The sequence below is a fragment of the Pedobacter sp. 22226 genome (genome assembly GCF_052045455.1).
Taxonomy (GTDB): domain Bacteria; phylum Bacteroidota; class Bacteroidia; order Sphingobacteriales; family Sphingobacteriaceae; genus Pedobacter; species Pedobacter jeongneungensis.
In genome coordinates, this window is the sequence record NZ_JBQEPB010000009.1 from 116,251 (window position 1) to 132,394 (window position 16,144).

A 16,144-nucleotide genomic window follows, 5' to 3' on the forward strand; every position below is an offset into this window, starting at 1 on the left:
TTAAAATTCCGATGCCATTGTTCGCGTCTTCACAAACCGTTTTCTACATTTAATAACCTCGCAGGCTTTTAAAACCTGAGAGGTTTAATTGAGAATTTTACTTCACTACCTGCACCCACTTACCAGCCTCGGTTGCCGAAATATCATTATTATACATCGCTTCACACTGTACAGCCGATAAATAATATTTACCCAAATACGAAGCGTTGAGCAATACTTTATAAACCAGACTTTCGCCTTCCCTTATATTAAAGTAGGTGAAAACGCGGTCGTCCCTGATATCCTGATAAGTAAATGGAGATGAGGCCAAAATACTTTGATTATCGTTAACGCGGGTATTAATGATTTCCCATCCCGAAGGGAAAATCTGTGTTAATGCCATTTGTTCATAATAACCCATTCGCCCAGGATTTTTCACCGTAACCTCTGCATAAAAATCAGTGCCTTGTTTTAAAGTAGCTGGATCTAAAACTTTACCGTTTAAACGTTTGTAAACCACATTCATATCCAAAACCTCAGGTCGGTTAGGTAAGAAATTATTCTGACCAGCAACGGGCTGTCCTTCCAAAACCAAACGCACAAACAATACATTATTGCCATTATTGGTAACTGATGCGGTATTGCCTTTAAAGTTTACCGGCGTGCTGTTGATATATTGATTAGAATTAACCGGCGCAGTTTTTCCATCCAATACATATTGGTACTGTAATTTATTGGCTGATTGGTTCGTTCCGCAGAACTTCGCAATAGCCAGCAAACTGTAAGCGGTAGTTTGAGTGCTGTACCATGTATTTTCTCCAAGTTTAGCTGCTAATGGCTGTAATAAACTGGCTGCTTTTGCCTTTTGACCAAGCAGGGTCAGGGTTTCTAAAATCATGGCCTGATCACGGACATCTGAGCCATACGTGCCGCCCAGTTGTTTGTAAGCCTGAATAGAAGTATCCAATCCTCTGATCATATTCAGCGCCACATCGTTTTGTCCGGCAAGTTTGTAGGCGGCTGCCAATCGCCATTTTGCAGCAACAGATAAATATTCAAATGCCTTTAAGCGGTTCATAGCGGCCATTTCTGGCTTTTTAGCCAGGGCAAGCATATACAAACGATAGGCCTGAGATAAATCGCCACCGTAAAAATTATTGCTGTTTGGTGCCCAGTTTACTGCTTTTGATTTTTGATAACGTAGCAATTCATCCAGTAAGCCAACCGGTAGGGTATAACCTGCATTTTGTGCCTCAACTAAGAAATGCCCCGCATAATTACTTCCCCATTCATCGGCAGTACCTTCTCCTGGCCAGTAAGATAAACCGCCTTCGGTGGTCTGGAAGCCTTTAATTCGGTTGATACCTGCTTTGATATTTTTCTCTGTTGTGGCTTTTTGCTGCTCATTTAACGGACTCAACCGATCCAGGAAAAGCTGAGGGAAAATGCCCGAGGTAGTCTGTTCGATACAACCATGTGGATACTGGATCAGATAAGCCAATCTTTTACCCAGGTTAATTGCCGGAATAGAGGAAACTTCCAATGATCCTGAGTTGGTGCCTGTCATGCCAATTGGCAAGTAATTTACCGCCCATTTTGTATGTGGCTGCACTGTTGCCGAAACCACATTGGTTACATAAGGATTCGGATTTCGGATATCCATTTCTACATCGTAAACGGTTTTTTCGGCTCCGCTTTGCGCGATTACTTTTACCTTGGCAATACCTACATTATTCGGTGCTTTTACCTCAAAAGAAGTCATCTGCTCGCCCGTTTGTTTGTAGTAAAGCTGTTGTTTATTTGTCCCCTGAATGATTAAATTGCTGGCCTGAAGATGTACCGATACATTCTTAAGGTTATTTTCTGTAGCAAAAACGGTTACAGGAAGTGTAAAACGCTCACCAGGACCAATTACCCTTGGCAGGGTAGCCAGCACCATTAAGGGTTTTTTAACCTGAACTGTTTTTTCTGCGAAACCATAAGCTGCATCTTGCCCTGCAACAACCATTGCCCTCACTGCACCGATGTATTGAGGCAATTTAAATTTATGTGTCTTGCTTTCTCCTTTACCAATGGTAAACGGTCCCATAAATTTAACCACCGCTTTAAAACGGTTCGCTTTAGCCGGATTAAGGTTTTTATTGATGCTGCCATCACCACCGATACTTAAAATACGTTCCAAATTTCCGCCCCATGCACCTAAAACATAATCGAATAAATCCCAGGTTTTAACACCCAAACCTTCGCGGGCATAAAATGCGCCATGCGGATCCGGTGTTTTAAAGCGTGTTAAATCTAACAAGCCTTCATCAACCAGGGCAATAGTATAAGTCATTGCTTTGCCGTTTTGTTCACCTACGGTAATGGTGTTTTCCGTTTCAGGCTTAATTTTATCCAACATTTTTATGGTTGGTTTTAAGATGGTTTGCGGATCTTCTACCGAAAGCGGAATGGCACCATACATCCTGATCGGCAAATCGTTAACCGTTTGTGCATGAGGCTGTAATAGGGTAATATTGGCAAAAACGTTCGGTGCCATTTCTTTCTCTGCCTTAAACTTAAATTGTGTTTGTCCGGCTTTAGTATCTACCCAGAAAGTTTTTAATACGCGGCTACCATTTTCAATGGAGATTAACGCCCTGCCGTTTTTACCTGTTGGGATAGTTAACGTAATGTCTTCGCCAACGGTAAACTTCTCTTTATTGGCGGTGAAAGAAAGCATCGAAGCTTCGGTAGGATTGCTGCCTTGCTCACGTTGTGCCCAGCCCGGCCAATCTACATAAACTGATTTCCCGGTTACATGGCCACCGTTTGCATCGCGCACCAAAATTAAATAACGTCCCCATTCTGGCTCGTCTACCCTTAAATTCCAGCTTCCCTTACCATTAAACAAGTTTACCTGATGGCTTTCTACCAGTTTATTAAATTGATTTTGGGTAAAATTGGCATAAGTGTACTGGTCATCCTGTTCCCACCACCAGCGCCATTGGGTTTTATATAATTCTACGGTAACGGTTTTGGTGCCGCTTAATAGTTTTCCGTCAGTATTTACATTAACAATTTCGATTTTATGATCCTTTCCGGTAACCAGCATGCCGCTTAAACGGTCGCCTTTTTCCGGACGGATACCAAGATAACTGCTATAAACGTGATAAGGAATGCTAAAATTATCGATACTGAAATTACCTCCAGGTTCGAAAACTTTTGTTGTGAAGTTTGCTCTTAATACGCCTGGAGCAGTATTGTTTTCATTTAAATTGGTATTGATCTGTGCCGTACCATTCTGATTTAAAGTGCCTTCGAAAATGGTTTTTACCTGCGATTCGAAATTTACGGTTGGGTTATCGAAACTGAAACCTTCAAAACCTTTAAATTTGGTTTCGGTAGTATTCAGGTTAACATCAACCTTTGCTTTTAAGTTTTGGGCAACCGCACCGAAAAGCCATTTGGCCGATAGGGTAGCAGCCGATGTTCCTGCACTTAAATAAGCCCTGTTACCAATGTTGAAATCAATTTTTAAACGGTTAGGCATTACCGTTTCAATTTTTAAAGTCTTGGTGAAGGTAGCGCCACCAGCTTTAACTTTTGCCATCCAGTTACCGGTAGGCGCTGTACTTTCGGTAGCGGTTTTGAAAGTATAAAATCCATTTACCGGTTTACCATTAATCAGGCGTTTATACAACTGGCCTTTTGGATTATAAAATTCCATGGTTACCGGGTAATTAGCAGGCAATTTTTTCAGTTTATCTTCCAGAACGAAAGAAACAAATAAACTATCACCAGGACGCCAAACACCACGTTCGCCATAAATAAAACCTTTTAAGCCACTTTGTACTACATCGCCACCTACATCGAAACGACTTAGGGGAAGGGAACTTCCATCATCCAGTTTGAGGTATCCTCTTTCAGAACCATTTTTGGCAATCAATAAGAAAGGCTGGCGTTTTAAATCAAATCTTGCGAAACCATCACCATCTGTTTTAGTGGTGAAAATGATTTGTTTCTGGTAATCCATTAATTCGAGGTTTACCCCGCTCAATGGTTTTGCAGTTAACAAATCGGTTGCAATAATCAGCATTGAATTGTCATTTCCTCTTTTGGCAACTAAACCAATATTTGAGGCAATTAAGTTTCTGCTTGCCCAGCGCTGGTTGGTATAAAAGGAAGGCGTGCAGGGATTATCCTTATCATTCCACCTGTAATTTGATGGGTAATAATTGTTGTAACGCTGCCAGAAATCGTCGTCTTCGTCAATTTTTTCACCATAGCCCTCGTAATCTCCATACTCACTTTCCTCATCATTATTCTCGCCGCTTTCTACTCCGGCTTTGCAATTGAATGCATTATATTCCTGTCTGAAAGCAATGGTAACGCGGTACATGGCACCCGGCTCGGTACGGATCATTTTATCAAGATCGAGCGTAAAACGATTCTTTTTATGAAGATTAAGTGCTTTATCTTCGTCCAGTCTAACCGTTTTCTGTAAAATAGGTTTCGCTACCCGGCGCAGTTCGTTACCATCTTTATAACTATTGGTCTGGAAGAACTGAGGGATATTATTTTCATAAATTTTAATTACTGTTACATCAACTGCTTTTAAATTAATCGCTTCGAAAGGCAGAACCAGTTTACCTGAATTGGGTAAAATAGTTCCTGCACCCGCAATGGTAACAGATGGCAATTTATCTTCAAAAACCAGGTTAGCCACTTTACCCGTGCTTAGCGTTTTGGCATTGATATTTTCTACTCCTGCATTAACACTTAACGTATAATTGCCCTTTAATTCTTCCGGAGCATACACTTTAACCTGACTGGCATCAATGGTGTACCTTACATCACTTAAGTTGCCCAGCGTAATCATACCCGTTAAATCCTGTCCTACACCAATCGGCTCTGAAAATTGTACCAGGGCATAATCTTCCTCCCCTTGGATGGCTTTCATATCCAGGATTTCGAATTTATTTATAGATGGAACGCGGACTTCTACTTCTCCTTTCTGATCGGCATCAATGGCATCACCATCCCATTCTATTTTTAAATTTTGATCGTTACCTGTTTTTTTGATACTATCGATGGTGAATTTTGAGCTGTTTTTCGCCGGATCATGTTGCCATTTGATTTTTAATTTCTGATCAAAATCCAGCGAAAGCGTTTTTTCAATTTTACCCGTTTCTTCCACATCCGCAGTGGCCACTTCACCTGTAAGTTTCATGTAATCCAGGGAAGTATTGTTTTGCGAAACCAGGCCGTTTTGCGAGAGCATGATGCCCGGAGTAATCACCTTAAATTCAAAATCGAAATCTTCGAGACCTTTTTCGGTGGCAGAAACTTCTGATAATTTGAAAGTAGCTTCATAATTTTTGCCAGGTTTAAGGTTTTCATCCGGCCTGAACTCTACCGTTTGCGGATCGATCCAATAGGTTTTTCCTGAAATGGAAGGGGAGAAGTCGAAAAGTTCGCGGGAATCGGCTTTGCCTAAATCCTGCATGCCCGTAGCAGCATTGGCGAGGTGAACGCGGATAAAACTCTTTTTCGAAATCGTTCCGGAAGTATAGGCTTCTATATACTTAGCGTAAGCCTGGTTTTCTTCGTGGTTTTTCTTCTTATGGTTAAAATAAATAAAAACAATTGCTGCTATAGAAACGGCGAGCAATCCGATAAAAATAAATTTCTTTTTTGAGGACGATTGGTAGGTAGATGGTTGTTCCATAGGGAAAATTCGTTAAGATAAATGGAAATATGATGTTGCGTTTGGAGCAATTGCTATGCCGTAATTTGCCTGTTTAAACTGCAAAACCCATATTCCTTCTGAAAATTAACTAAAATCGACGTTAAAAGAAATAATGTTGAAAATTAAAGCAAATGGTTTGCTCATTTGCATGGATTTGGATATGTTTACAACATCAACTCATTACAACCAGATATGATCAGGAAACTCTTAATTTTTTCAGGTTTATTAATTTCTACACATTTTTGTTTTGCACAGAAAGCTGAAGTAGAGGATGCTGTTACCCGATTAACCAGACTAATGGTTGCGCCTGATAGTTTAGCATTGGATAAAATTGTACTGAATAATTTAAGTTACGGCCATTCGAGCGGGAAAATCCAAACCAAACAAGAATTTCTGCACTCTTTACTTTCAGGTGAATCGGATTTCGTGGACATCAATTTAACCGATCAATCGGTTATTATACAGAACAAAACAGCTTTGGTCAGGCATACACTAAATGCTAAAACAAACGATAAAAATGTTCCGGGAAATGTGAAATTGTATATCCTTCTAATCTGGAGCAAAGAAAAAACAGGCTGGAAATTACTTGGCAGACAGGCTGTTAAGGTGCCTTAGTTGAGTTTGGAGTCTTTAGTCCCTAGTCTTGAGTCCTAAATCGGTAGTCTAAGACTCTGGACTTAGAACTTAAGACTCATGACTACTTTATCATCACCCCAGGTTTGTTTACCAATGGGATTTTGATCAGGTTGGAATCAATAATGCTTTCGGGCAGGAAGATGAATTTTTTGTCGTAAATGGTGCTGCCGATGTAATAGCTAAGCCAGTATTCGTTGGTTAAGCCAAAAACTTCAGGATCAATGGCTTCCACACCGGCAAAAGAATTAGCTTCCATATCACCAATAAAATGTCGCAAAACAGAAGTTTTTACCTGTTTACCATCTTTTTCGCCATAACCTTTGGAGCTGATCAATACATTGGTAATTGGCTCATTTTTTAAATTAACAAGGTAAACCGTCCAGCTGGTAACTTCGGGTGTTTCGCCCATTAATACCACGGCCATTGCAATATCTTCGACTATATTTTCTGGTAAATCTGATTTCAAGTGGTTAACTGTTTAATTAAATTATTGAATGATAGAATGATAGAATATAGAATGATAGAATATAGAATTATTGAATATAGAATTATTGAATAATCCTGCCATCCTCAATAATCATGTATATAAATTAAAGAATTTTGAGTGATAGCCTTATTATCTTACCATCCCAAAATCCTTTAATCCTGATCCTATTTTTTCTTCGCAACTGCTTTTTTAGCCGGAGCTGCTTTTTTCTTTGCAGGTGCTTTTTTCTTCGTTTCGAAAGCGTTAGGTACCTGCTCTACAATCATTTTCTTCACCACTTCAAGGTCAATATCTGCCAGTTCTTCAGGCGTATATTTTTGTTTGGTGGCTTCATTGTTTCTCAATTTCAGCATTAATTTGCCAAAACGGATAAACGGTCCCCAGCGCCCATTTTCGATTGAAATTTTTTCTGCATCCCAGGTTTTAATGTATCTGTTTGCTTCTTTCTCTACTTTTTTGCTGATTAAGGTATCGATATTTTCCTGCGTAAGGTTATCAAAATCGTAACCTTTTGCCGGAATATTGATGAAAAGATCGTTCCATTTAATAAACGGACCAAAACGGCCTTTTCCCTTGGTAACGCCTAAACCTTCATAGTAAGCTATAGGTGCGTCATCATCCATTTTCTGGCGGATAATTTCAACGGCCCTATCGTAAGTTACCGATAAAGGTTCTTCGTTTTTAGGAAGGGAAATAAAACTTTCGCCCCATTTTACATAAGGTCCGAAACGGCCTACACCAATCATTACTTCTTTACCTTCAAAATCAGGTAACTGGAAAGGAAGTTTAAACAATTCCAACGCATCATCTAAAGTAATGGTCGCTACCGATTGATTACGCATTAAACTGGCATAACGTGGCTTTTCTTCTTCATCAAGTTCACCAATCTGCACCAAAGGACCAAATTTACCTACTTTGGTATATACATTTTTACCTGTAGCCGGATCCAGGCCCAATAAACGTTCGCCGGTAGCACGTTCAGCGGTTTCTAATGTTGTTTCTACTTCACTGTGGAACGGATTGTAAAACGAGTGTAGCATTTTAGTCCACTCCTGTAAACCTTGCGCAATTTCGTCAAATTCCTTTTCTACTTTGGCGGTAAAGTTAAAATCAACAATGCCTTTAAAGTGTTCTACTAAGAAATCGTTAACTACCTCACCGATATCAGTAGGGAAGAGTTTCGATTTTTCTGCCCCTGTAATTTCCGATTTGGTTTCCTTTTTTACCTGTCCGTCGGCTAAAACGATAGAAGTAAATTTACGCTGTTTACCATCCCTGTCTTCTTTAACCACATAACCACGGTTTTGCACCGTAGAAATGGTTGGTGCGTAAGTAGATGGACGGCCGATGCCAAGTTCTTCTAATTTCTTAACCAAGCTGGCCTCTGTATATCTTGCGGGCGGACGTGAATAACGTTCTGTGGCCTGCATTTCTTTTAAAAATAATTCCTGTCCTTTGGCTAAAGGAGGTAAAATGGCTCCACCTTCTTTCTCTTCGTTTTCTTCATCGTCTGTCGATTCCAGATAAACTTTTAAGAAGCCATCGAATTTTAATACTTCACCTTCGGCAACCAAATGCTCCTTGCGGGTTGAAGCGGTGATTTGAGCGGTTGTTTTTTCGAACAAAGCTTCACTCATTTGCGAGGCGATAGCACGTTTCCAGATCAGATCATACAAACGTTTCTCCGAAATATCGCCATCTACCGTATGTCTGTCGAAATAAGTAGGGCGGATGGCTTCGTGAGCCTCCTGCGCACCGGCCGATTTGGTTTTATAAACCCTTGTCTGGTGATATTTGTCGCCATAAGCCGATTTAATTTCAGCAGCAGCAGCATTTATAGCCGTTTCTGATAAGTTTACAGAGTCAGTTCTCATGTAGGTAATCTTACCCGCTTCGTAAAGTCTTTGTGCCACCTGCATGGTTCTCGCTACCGAAAAACCTAATTTTCTCGAAGCTTCCTGTTGCAGGGTGGAGGTGGTAAAAGGGGCGGCCGGATTTCGTTTCGCCGGACGCGTTTCTAAACTCGTAATGTCAAATTTTGCATTAACGCAGTCTTGAAGATATTTCTCTGCATCAGCTTCACTTTCAAACCGTTGTGGCAATTCTGCCTTTACCGTTTCTTTGCCTTTACCGGTTGAAAATTGTGCGGTAATTTTGTAGGCAGCGGCTGCATTAAAGTTTAAAACTTCGCGTTCCCTGTCTACTATTAAACGTACGGCAACAGATTGTACACGGCCTGCTGACAGTGATGGTTTTACTTTTTTCCATAAAACGGGCGAAAGTTCGAAACCCACTAATCTATCTAATACGCGGCGTGCCTGTTGCGCATTTACTAAGTTATAATCAATTCCACGCGGACTATCAATTGCTTTTAAAATGGCAGGTTTGGTAATCTCATGAAACACAATGCGTTTGGTTTTCTCTACTTTCAGGCCTAAAGTTTCGAATAAGTGCCAGGAAATGGCTTCTCCCTCACGGTCTTCATCGGATGCCAGCCATACCATTTCGGCTTCCTTGGCTAGCTTTTTCAATTCGGCAACCACATTCTTCTTGTCGGCGGGTACCTCGTAGGTCTGGGCAAAATTATTTTTAATATCAATCGCCATATCGCCCTTCACTAAATCCCGGATATGACCATAGCTGGATTTCACCAGGAAATCTTTTCCCAGGTATCCTTCAATGGTTTTAGCTTTTGCGGGTGACTCGACGATTAATAAATTTTTGGCCATGAAATACGTTTTTGTGCAAATAAAGCTATAATTAAAGCATAAATCCAAACCTGTGTGGATTTTTATACGATTTTTTTATTAAATGTTAGTAAACTATGTTGATTTATAAGGTGATTTTAATCAGGTTTTAATCTCCTGCAGAATAGTTTAAATGGTCTTCCATCAGAATCAGATTTTGTATTCCTTAAATTTATTGTTTTTGAAAATTAAAGGTTCTGTTTAGTGGCGGCCGGTAGTCCTGCTATCGCTTCAAGTCCTCGCTGCGCTCCGGGCTTTCCGCTTTATCAGGTTTAGAAACAAAGGTTGGGTTAACTTCATCTTGCTTTTTATATCGTCCATCACATAATTTACAGCCACATTACATCAAGGCAACCGATTTGTACCTATATTCGTATATAAAAATAAAAACAACGATGATCAGCACAATTCTAATCCTATTAAACTTATTGGTGTCGCCACCAAAAAATGTTTACGATTTCAGCTTTAAAACCATTGATGGTAAAGAAATTAAACTTTCTAAATTTAAAGGCAAAAAAATCTTAATTGTTAATACAGCATCTAAATGCGGTTTTACGCCACAGTATGAAGATTTAGAAAAACTTCAGAAACAATATGGCAACAAAGTGGTATTGATCGGTTTTCCGGCTGGTAATTTTGGCGGACAAGAATTTTCTACCAATGCAGAGATTAAAGAGTTTTGTACAGGTAAATACAATGTGTCGTTTTTGCTTGCCGAAAAAAGCAGTGTAAAAGGAGACGACATCAGTCCATTGTTTAAATATTTAACCTCGCAAACCAATACTGAAGAGCAAGGTGATATTAAATGGAACTTTGAAAAATTCCTGATTAACGAAAAAGGACAATTGGTACACCGTTTCCGTTCTAAAACAAAACCTACGGACGAGGCGATTGTGAAGAACCTGTAGTAGGATGTAAAAGGGAAGAGGGAAGATGGGATATTTTTCTCACTTCTCTAAATAATTTAAAGGTAAAGTGGTTAGCCATTTTGCCTTTTTTTTGATCATTAAAAGGCAATAGATATTCTGATCTGTTTTACCATATGAGACATATAAGTTGATATGATTCTTATGTTCCTATATGGTCAAACGAAATACTAAACTGATAAAAAAGCAGTATTGAAAACTTGAATATTTTTAGGTAATTCAAATGATTACTCAAACTAAACTATCTATTTTTGATGTCCATCTCAGCTACCAGAACCAACCTGAGTTTTAGTTGGTGCAAAATATTAAACCTTACCTGCAGATATATTCCCATTCTATTTAGGCAGGAACCCTGCTTGCAACCATAATAACAATCATTTTATATATTATTCTTTGGTAGATTGGAAATTTTGGGCAAGAGAAAGGGGCTTAAATCCATAAGCCCCAATAAACCAAACAAACTATTTATGAAGTATATATATAACCCATGTACAAATAAAATGTTTTTGGAAAATTGAAATTATTTTAATTTTTTAGGTGAAACTGTAATTTTTTAAGCTAAATACGAATAAAGCACTCAAAATAAAGGGTTTTGTAACAAAAAAGTAGCTTGTTTTTGACTTTGGGATGTTAAAACAGGTTAAGTTGTTCAGGTTGGTAAAGGCTTGGATCGAACGTGTAAGATATCGTTGCGTTTTGATTACCCCCTACATAATAAAGTTCCGTTTCTTCATATCTTGAAGCTACTTTTACAAAAGTATCGCCGGCAACGCTTTTAAATAAATTCTCTACCAGTTCCGGGTCGTTATTGTCTTTAGATAAATGGCTCAATAACAAATGGCTCATGTATTCAGGCTTATGGTTCATAAAAAGTTCCAAAGCCTGCTTATTACTTAAGTGGCCATGGCCACCCATAATCCTGCGCTTTAAAAAATATGGATAACGGCCATTTTGCAGCATTTCTGTATCGTAATTGGCTTCTAAAAATGCAGCGTGGCAATTTTTAAAATGCGTAATCAGGCGGTCGCATACTGCACCGATATCAGTAAATACCCCAACGCGGATATCATTACATTCTACCGTGAAACTGTAAGGATCCGCTGCATCGTGGAATTTAGAAAATGCAGAAATCTTTAAATTCCCGATCCGGATATTTTGTAAATGGTTTAACGGAAAGGTATAGTTGGAATCGAGTAAAAGCCGGCTGCTTTTTAAAGTTGGCGTACTGATGTAAACCGGAAGTTTGTGCTTTTTAGCAAAAACAGCCAAGCCTTTAATGTGGTCGCTATGCTCGTGAGAGATAAAAATTGCTTTCAGTTTGTTTACTGATAAGCCGAGGCGCTCCATGCGCTTCTCCACTTCCTTGCAGGTAAGGCCAACATCAAACAAAACGGCTTCGTTATCGTTCCCCACATAGTAACAGTTGCCATTACTCCCCGAATTTATTGATGTAAAATATAGTGCCATATTCTTCTGCAAGATAAGGCTTATTTGGCACATGGAAAAGTAAAACTATATTCTTGTTCCGTTGTGTTCTACCAGGCGCGACAGGAGCGGGAGGAAAGCCTGTATCAGGTTAATTTCTTCAGAAGAAAATATTTTTTCCAGGGTTTGTGCCAGCCACTCTTCCTTAATTTTTCTACTGGCGATGATGTGTTTTTCGCCCAGTTTGGTTAAACCGATAAATATTTTCCGCTTATCTTCTTCACTCGGAAAACGCTCCACACATTTTGCATCGTACAAGCGGTTGATGATTTGCGAGATGGCCTGTTTAGATACCCTTTCCATATCAGCCAGTTCTGTCGATAGCATTTTTCCATGCTGTTCCAGTAGCGACATGGTTAACAGTTCGGCATTGCTAAACTCCGAACTTACGTTCTGCCGGCGCAACTGGCGGGTTAAGCGGGTTACCGTGCTTCTTAATTTAGCTGCAATCTCTTGTGTTTGAGTAGGCATATTAATGGTAAATAAACTTTACAAATATAAGCTTTTATTTTTAATCGTAATCTATTATCATTTTACGAAATCCTTAATTTATGATTTTAAACTGATAAAAGTATTCTTTTTTGGCTTTATGGTCCGGTTAAATTTTTATACTTTTGTAAAGTTACTTTACTATTTTAAACATGAGTATTTTTCGTTCGCTAAGGCATTATAATTACAGGTTATTTTTTACAGGTCAGGCTATTTCATTAATTGGTACGTGGATGCAGCGTGTGGCCATCAGCTGGCTGGTTTACCGTTTAACAGGTTCGGCTTTTTTATTGGGGCTGATTACTTTTTTAAGTTTAATCCCTTCACTGGTGCTTGCGCCTTATGCCGGGAGTTATGTAGACAGGCATAATAAGTATAAAATTTTGGTGATTACCCAAATCATCCTGATGCTTCAGGCGGGTGCCCTGGCTTTAATGATCTGGTTTAAAGTGTACGATATGTTCTGGATTGCAGCGCTTTCGCTGGTACAGGGACTGGTAAACGCTTTTGATGTAACGGCGCGACAATCGTTAATGGTAAATTTGATTGATGATAAAGAAGATTTACCAAATGCCATTGCACTTAACTCTTCTATGTTTAATGCGGCAAGGCTGATCGGGCCGGCACTGGCAGGGGTAATTTTGAGTACTTTGGGCGAGGATATCTGTTTTCTGATCAACTTTGTCAGTTTTATCGCTGTGCTGGGTTGTATGGTGATGATGAAATTAAAACTTACTGAACATCAAAAACCGACAGAAAATATCTGGATCGACCTGAAAAAAGGATACGATTACCTTAAATCATCTCCTGATCTGGCCTCAATGGTGTTGATGATGGCTGCTTCAAGTTTATTGGTCATTCCATTTACTACTTTATTACCTGTTTTTGCGAAAGATATTTTTAACGGGAATGCCACAACATTTGGCTGGTTCGAAAGTGCAGCGGGATTTGGCGCGTTTTTCGGGGCTATTTATATGGCTACTTTAAAAGCAGGTCAGAACTTACAGAAAATCGTAATGCTATCGGGGATTTTATTGGCCATATCGGTAGTGGCACTGGCGATATCTCCTTCATTGATACTGGCATTAATCTGCACCGGATTAGCGGCTTTAGGTTTAATGGCGCAAACTTCATCCATCAATACTTACCTGCAAACACATGCGGATGATGTAATGAGGGGCAGGACTTTGAGTTATTATATCATGGCTTATCAGGGGGTATTACCGATTGGAAGTTTGTTAATGGGTTATCTGGCGCATCTTTTCGGTACGCAGGTAGTTGTGGCTTTTGAAGGTATTGCAGGATTGTTGATTGTTGCAGCCTTTGTTTATAACGAGAAGCACAGGAATCAATTTAAGGGAAGTGCAATGTCGTTGAATTAGTATTTATTGAAACTTCTCTAATCGTGGCATCATCGATTGAAACGCAGTTCTGAATATTTAGGAGGGATCTGTCAAGGCAGATTTAGCTTCGCTGAGCACTTTATGGTTCTCGGCTTCATTGCACTCTGCTCGAAATGACGGTAGCTTTAAGAAAGTTAGATTATAATATTTCCCTAACTACCTTAATTTCTTAATGCTGGATGGTTATGATAATTTTTTTACCGTTAAGGAGTTAAGAAACATTAAGGTTTAGTTCAAAAGGTTTTTAGCAGATTTTAGCAATGCAGATTAAAGGCTAGCCGCATCTATTTATGCACAATCAGCTTACATCTGGAGGAATCTTTCAAGGCAGATTTAGCTTCGCTGAGCACTTTGTGGTTCTAGGTCTCATTGCACTCTGCTCGAAATGACGATAACTTTAGAGAAGTTAAATCATCATATTTTCTTAACTACCTTAACTTCTTAATGATGGATGGTTATGATAATTTTTTTTACCATTAAGGAGTTAAGAAACATTAAGGTTTAGTTCAAAAGGTTTTTCGCAGATTTTAGCAGTGCAGATTAAAGGCTATAGGCTATCCGCATCTATCTATGCACAATCAGCTTACATCTGGAGGAATCTTTCAAGGCAGATTTAGCTTCGCTGAGCACTTTGTGGTTCTCGGCTTCATGCACTCTGCTCGAAATGAAGATAACTTTAGGGAAGTTAAATCATCATATTTTCTTAACTACCTTAACTTCTTAATGATGGATGGTTATGATGAATTTTTTACCATTAAGGAGTTAAGAAACATTAAGGTTTGGTGCAAAAGGATTTCCGAAGATTTTAATTGAGTATGTTGAAACGCCACTTTCTAACCGCTACCAGCATCTACCCATGCACAATTAACTTACAATCTACCATTACTTTTTGATAGTTCTGAATGTCTATCTCCTTATTGATCAGCTGAAGTAAAAGTTTAATCGCGTTTTCGCCTACCGATTCAGGGTTTTCTTCAATAGAGGCAATAGGCGGCGAATCGAGGTAACTGATAAACGAAGTGTTGCCAAAACCAATACATTCTATTTCGTTAAATTTAGGATGATTGATTGATCTCAGGTATTTTATTGCATCAAATAAAATAGGCTCTTTAAAGGCCACGAGGGCGGTAGGCATATTTTCAGGATTGGCAAAAAGGTTCTTGATTGCTGAAATAGTATTTTCCTTGTCAAAATCAGTATAAGCTACCAATTCGGCCGAAAAAGGCACCTGGTTATCTTTTAAAGCATTTATATAACCATTAAAACGATCATGCGTAAAATTGATCATTTTAGGTCCGCCGAGGTAGGCAATCTTTTTATGGCCTCTGTCGATTAAAAATTTAGTGGCCTGGTAACATCCCTGAAAGGTATTGCCCAATACTTTATGGCAACTTAAATTAAAACTCGGGTTCCGCGTGTAATAAACTACCGGGATGCCCATGTTTTCGAACTGATCAAGGTGTGCAAAATCCTGCGTGTTTTTCGAAATGGCCACAATTAAACCATCAACACGGCTTCTCAACAGCATATTAGCAGATTGAATCTCTTTTTCCAGATCATCATGAGATTGACTGATGATAACATTGTATCCATTTTGGGTAGCAAATTGCTCTACACCATAAATGCTGCGCGTAAAAAAGTGATCTAAAAGATTGGGTAAAATAATACCAATAATACGCGATTTTTTTTCCTTTAAGTTAATTGCCGATTTATTTGGCGTAAAATGCAGATCGCTAGCCATTTCCTGTACACGTTTCTTAGTGTACTCGTTTATAGTGGGATAGTTATTAAGGGCTTTTGATACTGTTGATACTGACATCTTTAACTTTTCAGCCAAGAACTTTAGTGTAACAGGGGTATTGTTCGTCATCTTTTCCAATCTCAATGCATAGATAAGAAAAAAAATCTAATTATTTCAAACGTTTGAAATGTAGTTTCAATGGATTTTATCGCCTTTTAAGCTATTTAAAAACACTTTTATCCCTTCAGCTTTTCTAAATTCGTTACCGCTAACACAAACTAACCAAATAAACATGATGAAATCATCCTACACTCACTTCCGTTTTAAAAGGGCTTTTACTGGAGTATCAGGTTTAGCTGGAGGCAACAACTTCGCTTTACCTCCAAAATATTACGCTTTAAAGACAAAATCGTACAATCCTCAGGATGCATAGAATCAGTTAACCGCCGTCTTCTTCTACCATGCCAATCTGATTTCTGAAAGGCAATATGATATAAACATTTTGAACAAGCTTAATGGA

General features: G+C 39.0%; 10 protein-coding genes. 4 read left to right on the forward strand and 6 right to left on the reverse strand.

The window, feature by feature from the left end:
* Nucleotides 1-97: 97 nt before the first annotated feature.
* The gene (locus ACTJKC_RS20085) at nt 98-5,689 is read right to left on the reverse strand and encodes an alpha-2-macroglobulin family protein (RefSeq protein ID WP_440794720.1); all 5,592 of its coding nucleotides are present in this window, start codon (nt 5,687-5,689) and stop codon (nt 98-100) included.
* A gap of 213 nt (nt 5,690-5,902) precedes the next feature.
* On the opposite strand from ACTJKC_RS20085, the gene ACTJKC_RS20090 reads away from it, so the two are divergent.
* On the forward strand, nt 5,903-6,325 hold the full coding sequence (locus tag ACTJKC_RS20090) for a nuclear transport factor 2 family protein (RefSeq protein WP_440794722.1): 423 nt from the start codon (nt 5,903-5,905) through the stop codon (nt 6,323-6,325).
* 82 nt (nt 6,326-6,407) lie between these two features.
* On the opposite strand, the gene ACTJKC_RS20095 is transcribed toward ACTJKC_RS20090, so the two are convergent.
* Nucleotides 6,408-6,812, reverse strand: a complete 405-nt coding sequence (locus ACTJKC_RS20095; protein WP_440794724.1) for a hypothetical protein — start codon at nt 6,810-6,812, stop codon at nt 6,408-6,410.
* Nucleotides 6,813-6,997: 185 nt separating this feature from the next.
* Nucleotides 6,998-9,562, reverse strand: coding sequence for a type I DNA topoisomerase (topA, locus tag ACTJKC_RS20100; RefSeq protein WP_440794726.1), 2,565 nt, complete (start codon nt 9,560-9,562; stop codon nt 6,998-7,000).
* A gap of 413 nt (nt 9,563-9,975) precedes the next feature.
* Between topA and ACTJKC_RS20105 the strand changes: the two genes are divergently transcribed.
* Nucleotides 9,976-10,488, forward strand: a complete 513-nt coding sequence (locus tag ACTJKC_RS20105) for a glutathione peroxidase (protein ID WP_344851733.1) — start codon at nt 9,976-9,978, stop codon at nt 10,486-10,488.
* Between the two features lie 648 nt (nt 10,489-11,136).
* Here ACTJKC_RS20105 and ACTJKC_RS20110 read toward each other — a convergent pair.
* Together ACTJKC_RS20110 and ACTJKC_RS20115 are read right to left on the reverse strand one after the other, a co-directional pair.
* Nucleotides 11,137-11,973, reverse strand: a complete 837-nt coding sequence (locus tag ACTJKC_RS20110; RefSeq protein ID WP_440794728.1) for an MBL fold metallo-hydrolase — start codon at nt 11,971-11,973, stop codon at nt 11,137-11,139.
* Between the two features lie 45 nt (nt 11,974-12,018).
* Nucleotides 12,019-12,462, reverse strand: a complete 444-nt coding sequence (locus ACTJKC_RS20115) for a MarR family winged helix-turn-helix transcriptional regulator (RefSeq protein WP_344851735.1) — start codon at nt 12,460-12,462, stop codon at nt 12,019-12,021.
* Nucleotides 12,463-12,632: 170 nt separating this feature from the next.
* Between ACTJKC_RS20115 and ACTJKC_RS20120 the strand changes: the two genes are divergently transcribed.
* Nucleotides 12,633-13,862, forward strand: coding sequence for an MFS transporter (locus ACTJKC_RS20120; protein ID WP_344851736.1), 1,230 nt, complete (start codon nt 12,633-12,635; stop codon nt 13,860-13,862).
* Nucleotides 13,863-14,733: 871 nt separating this feature from the next.
* Here the strand turns inward: ACTJKC_RS20120 and ACTJKC_RS20125 are convergent.
* Nucleotides 14,734-15,753 (reverse strand): LacI family DNA-binding transcriptional regulator, encoded by a 1,020-nt coding sequence (locus ACTJKC_RS20125; RefSeq protein WP_344851737.1) that lies wholly within the window; start codon nt 15,751-15,753, stop codon nt 14,734-14,736.
* A gap of 163 nt (nt 15,754-15,916) precedes the next feature.
* Here ACTJKC_RS20125 and ACTJKC_RS20130 point away from each other — a divergent pair, with 163 nt between their 5' ends.
* A complete protein-coding gene (locus ACTJKC_RS20130) occupies nt 15,917-16,057 on the forward strand; it encodes a hypothetical protein (RefSeq protein WP_440794731.1) in 141 nt (46 codons plus the stop codon).
* Nucleotides 16,058-16,144: the final 87 nt, after the last annotated feature.

What these genes read in the sequence shown, in the direction of transcription:
- ACTJKC_RS20110 (WP_440794728.1), bottom strand. Translation starts at nt 11,973, where the DNA reads ATGGCACTATATTTTACATCAATAAATTCGGGGAGTAATGGCAACTGT.
- ACTJKC_RS20125 (WP_344851737.1), bottom strand. Translation starts at nt 15,753, where the DNA reads ATGACGAACAATACCCCTGTTACACTAAAGTTCTTGGCTGAAAAGTTA.
- ACTJKC_RS20115 (WP_344851735.1), bottom strand. Translation starts at nt 12,462, where the DNA reads ATGCCTACTCAAACACAAGAGATTGCAGCTAAATTAAGAAGCACGGTA.
- ACTJKC_RS20105 (WP_344851733.1), top strand. Translation starts at nt 9,976, where the DNA reads ATGATCAGCACAATTCTAATCCTATTAAACTTATTGGTGTCGCCACCA.
- ACTJKC_RS20120 (WP_344851736.1), top strand. Translation starts at nt 12,633, where the DNA reads ATGAGTATTTTTCGTTCGCTAAGGCATTATAATTACAGGTTATTTTTT.
- ACTJKC_RS20090 (WP_440794722.1), top strand. Translation starts at nt 5,903, where the DNA reads ATGATCAGGAAACTCTTAATTTTTTCAGGTTTATTAATTTCTACACAT.
- ACTJKC_RS20085 (WP_440794720.1), bottom strand. Translation starts at nt 5,689, where the DNA reads ATGGAACAACCATCTACCTACCAATCGTCCTCAAAAAAGAAATTTATT.
- topA (WP_440794726.1), bottom strand. Translation starts at nt 9,562, where the DNA reads ATGGCCAAAAATTTATTAATCGTCGAGTCACCCGCAAAAGCTAAAACC.
- ACTJKC_RS20130 (WP_440794731.1), top strand. Translation starts at nt 15,917, where the DNA reads ATGATGAAATCATCCTACACTCACTTCCGTTTTAAAAGGGCTTTTACT.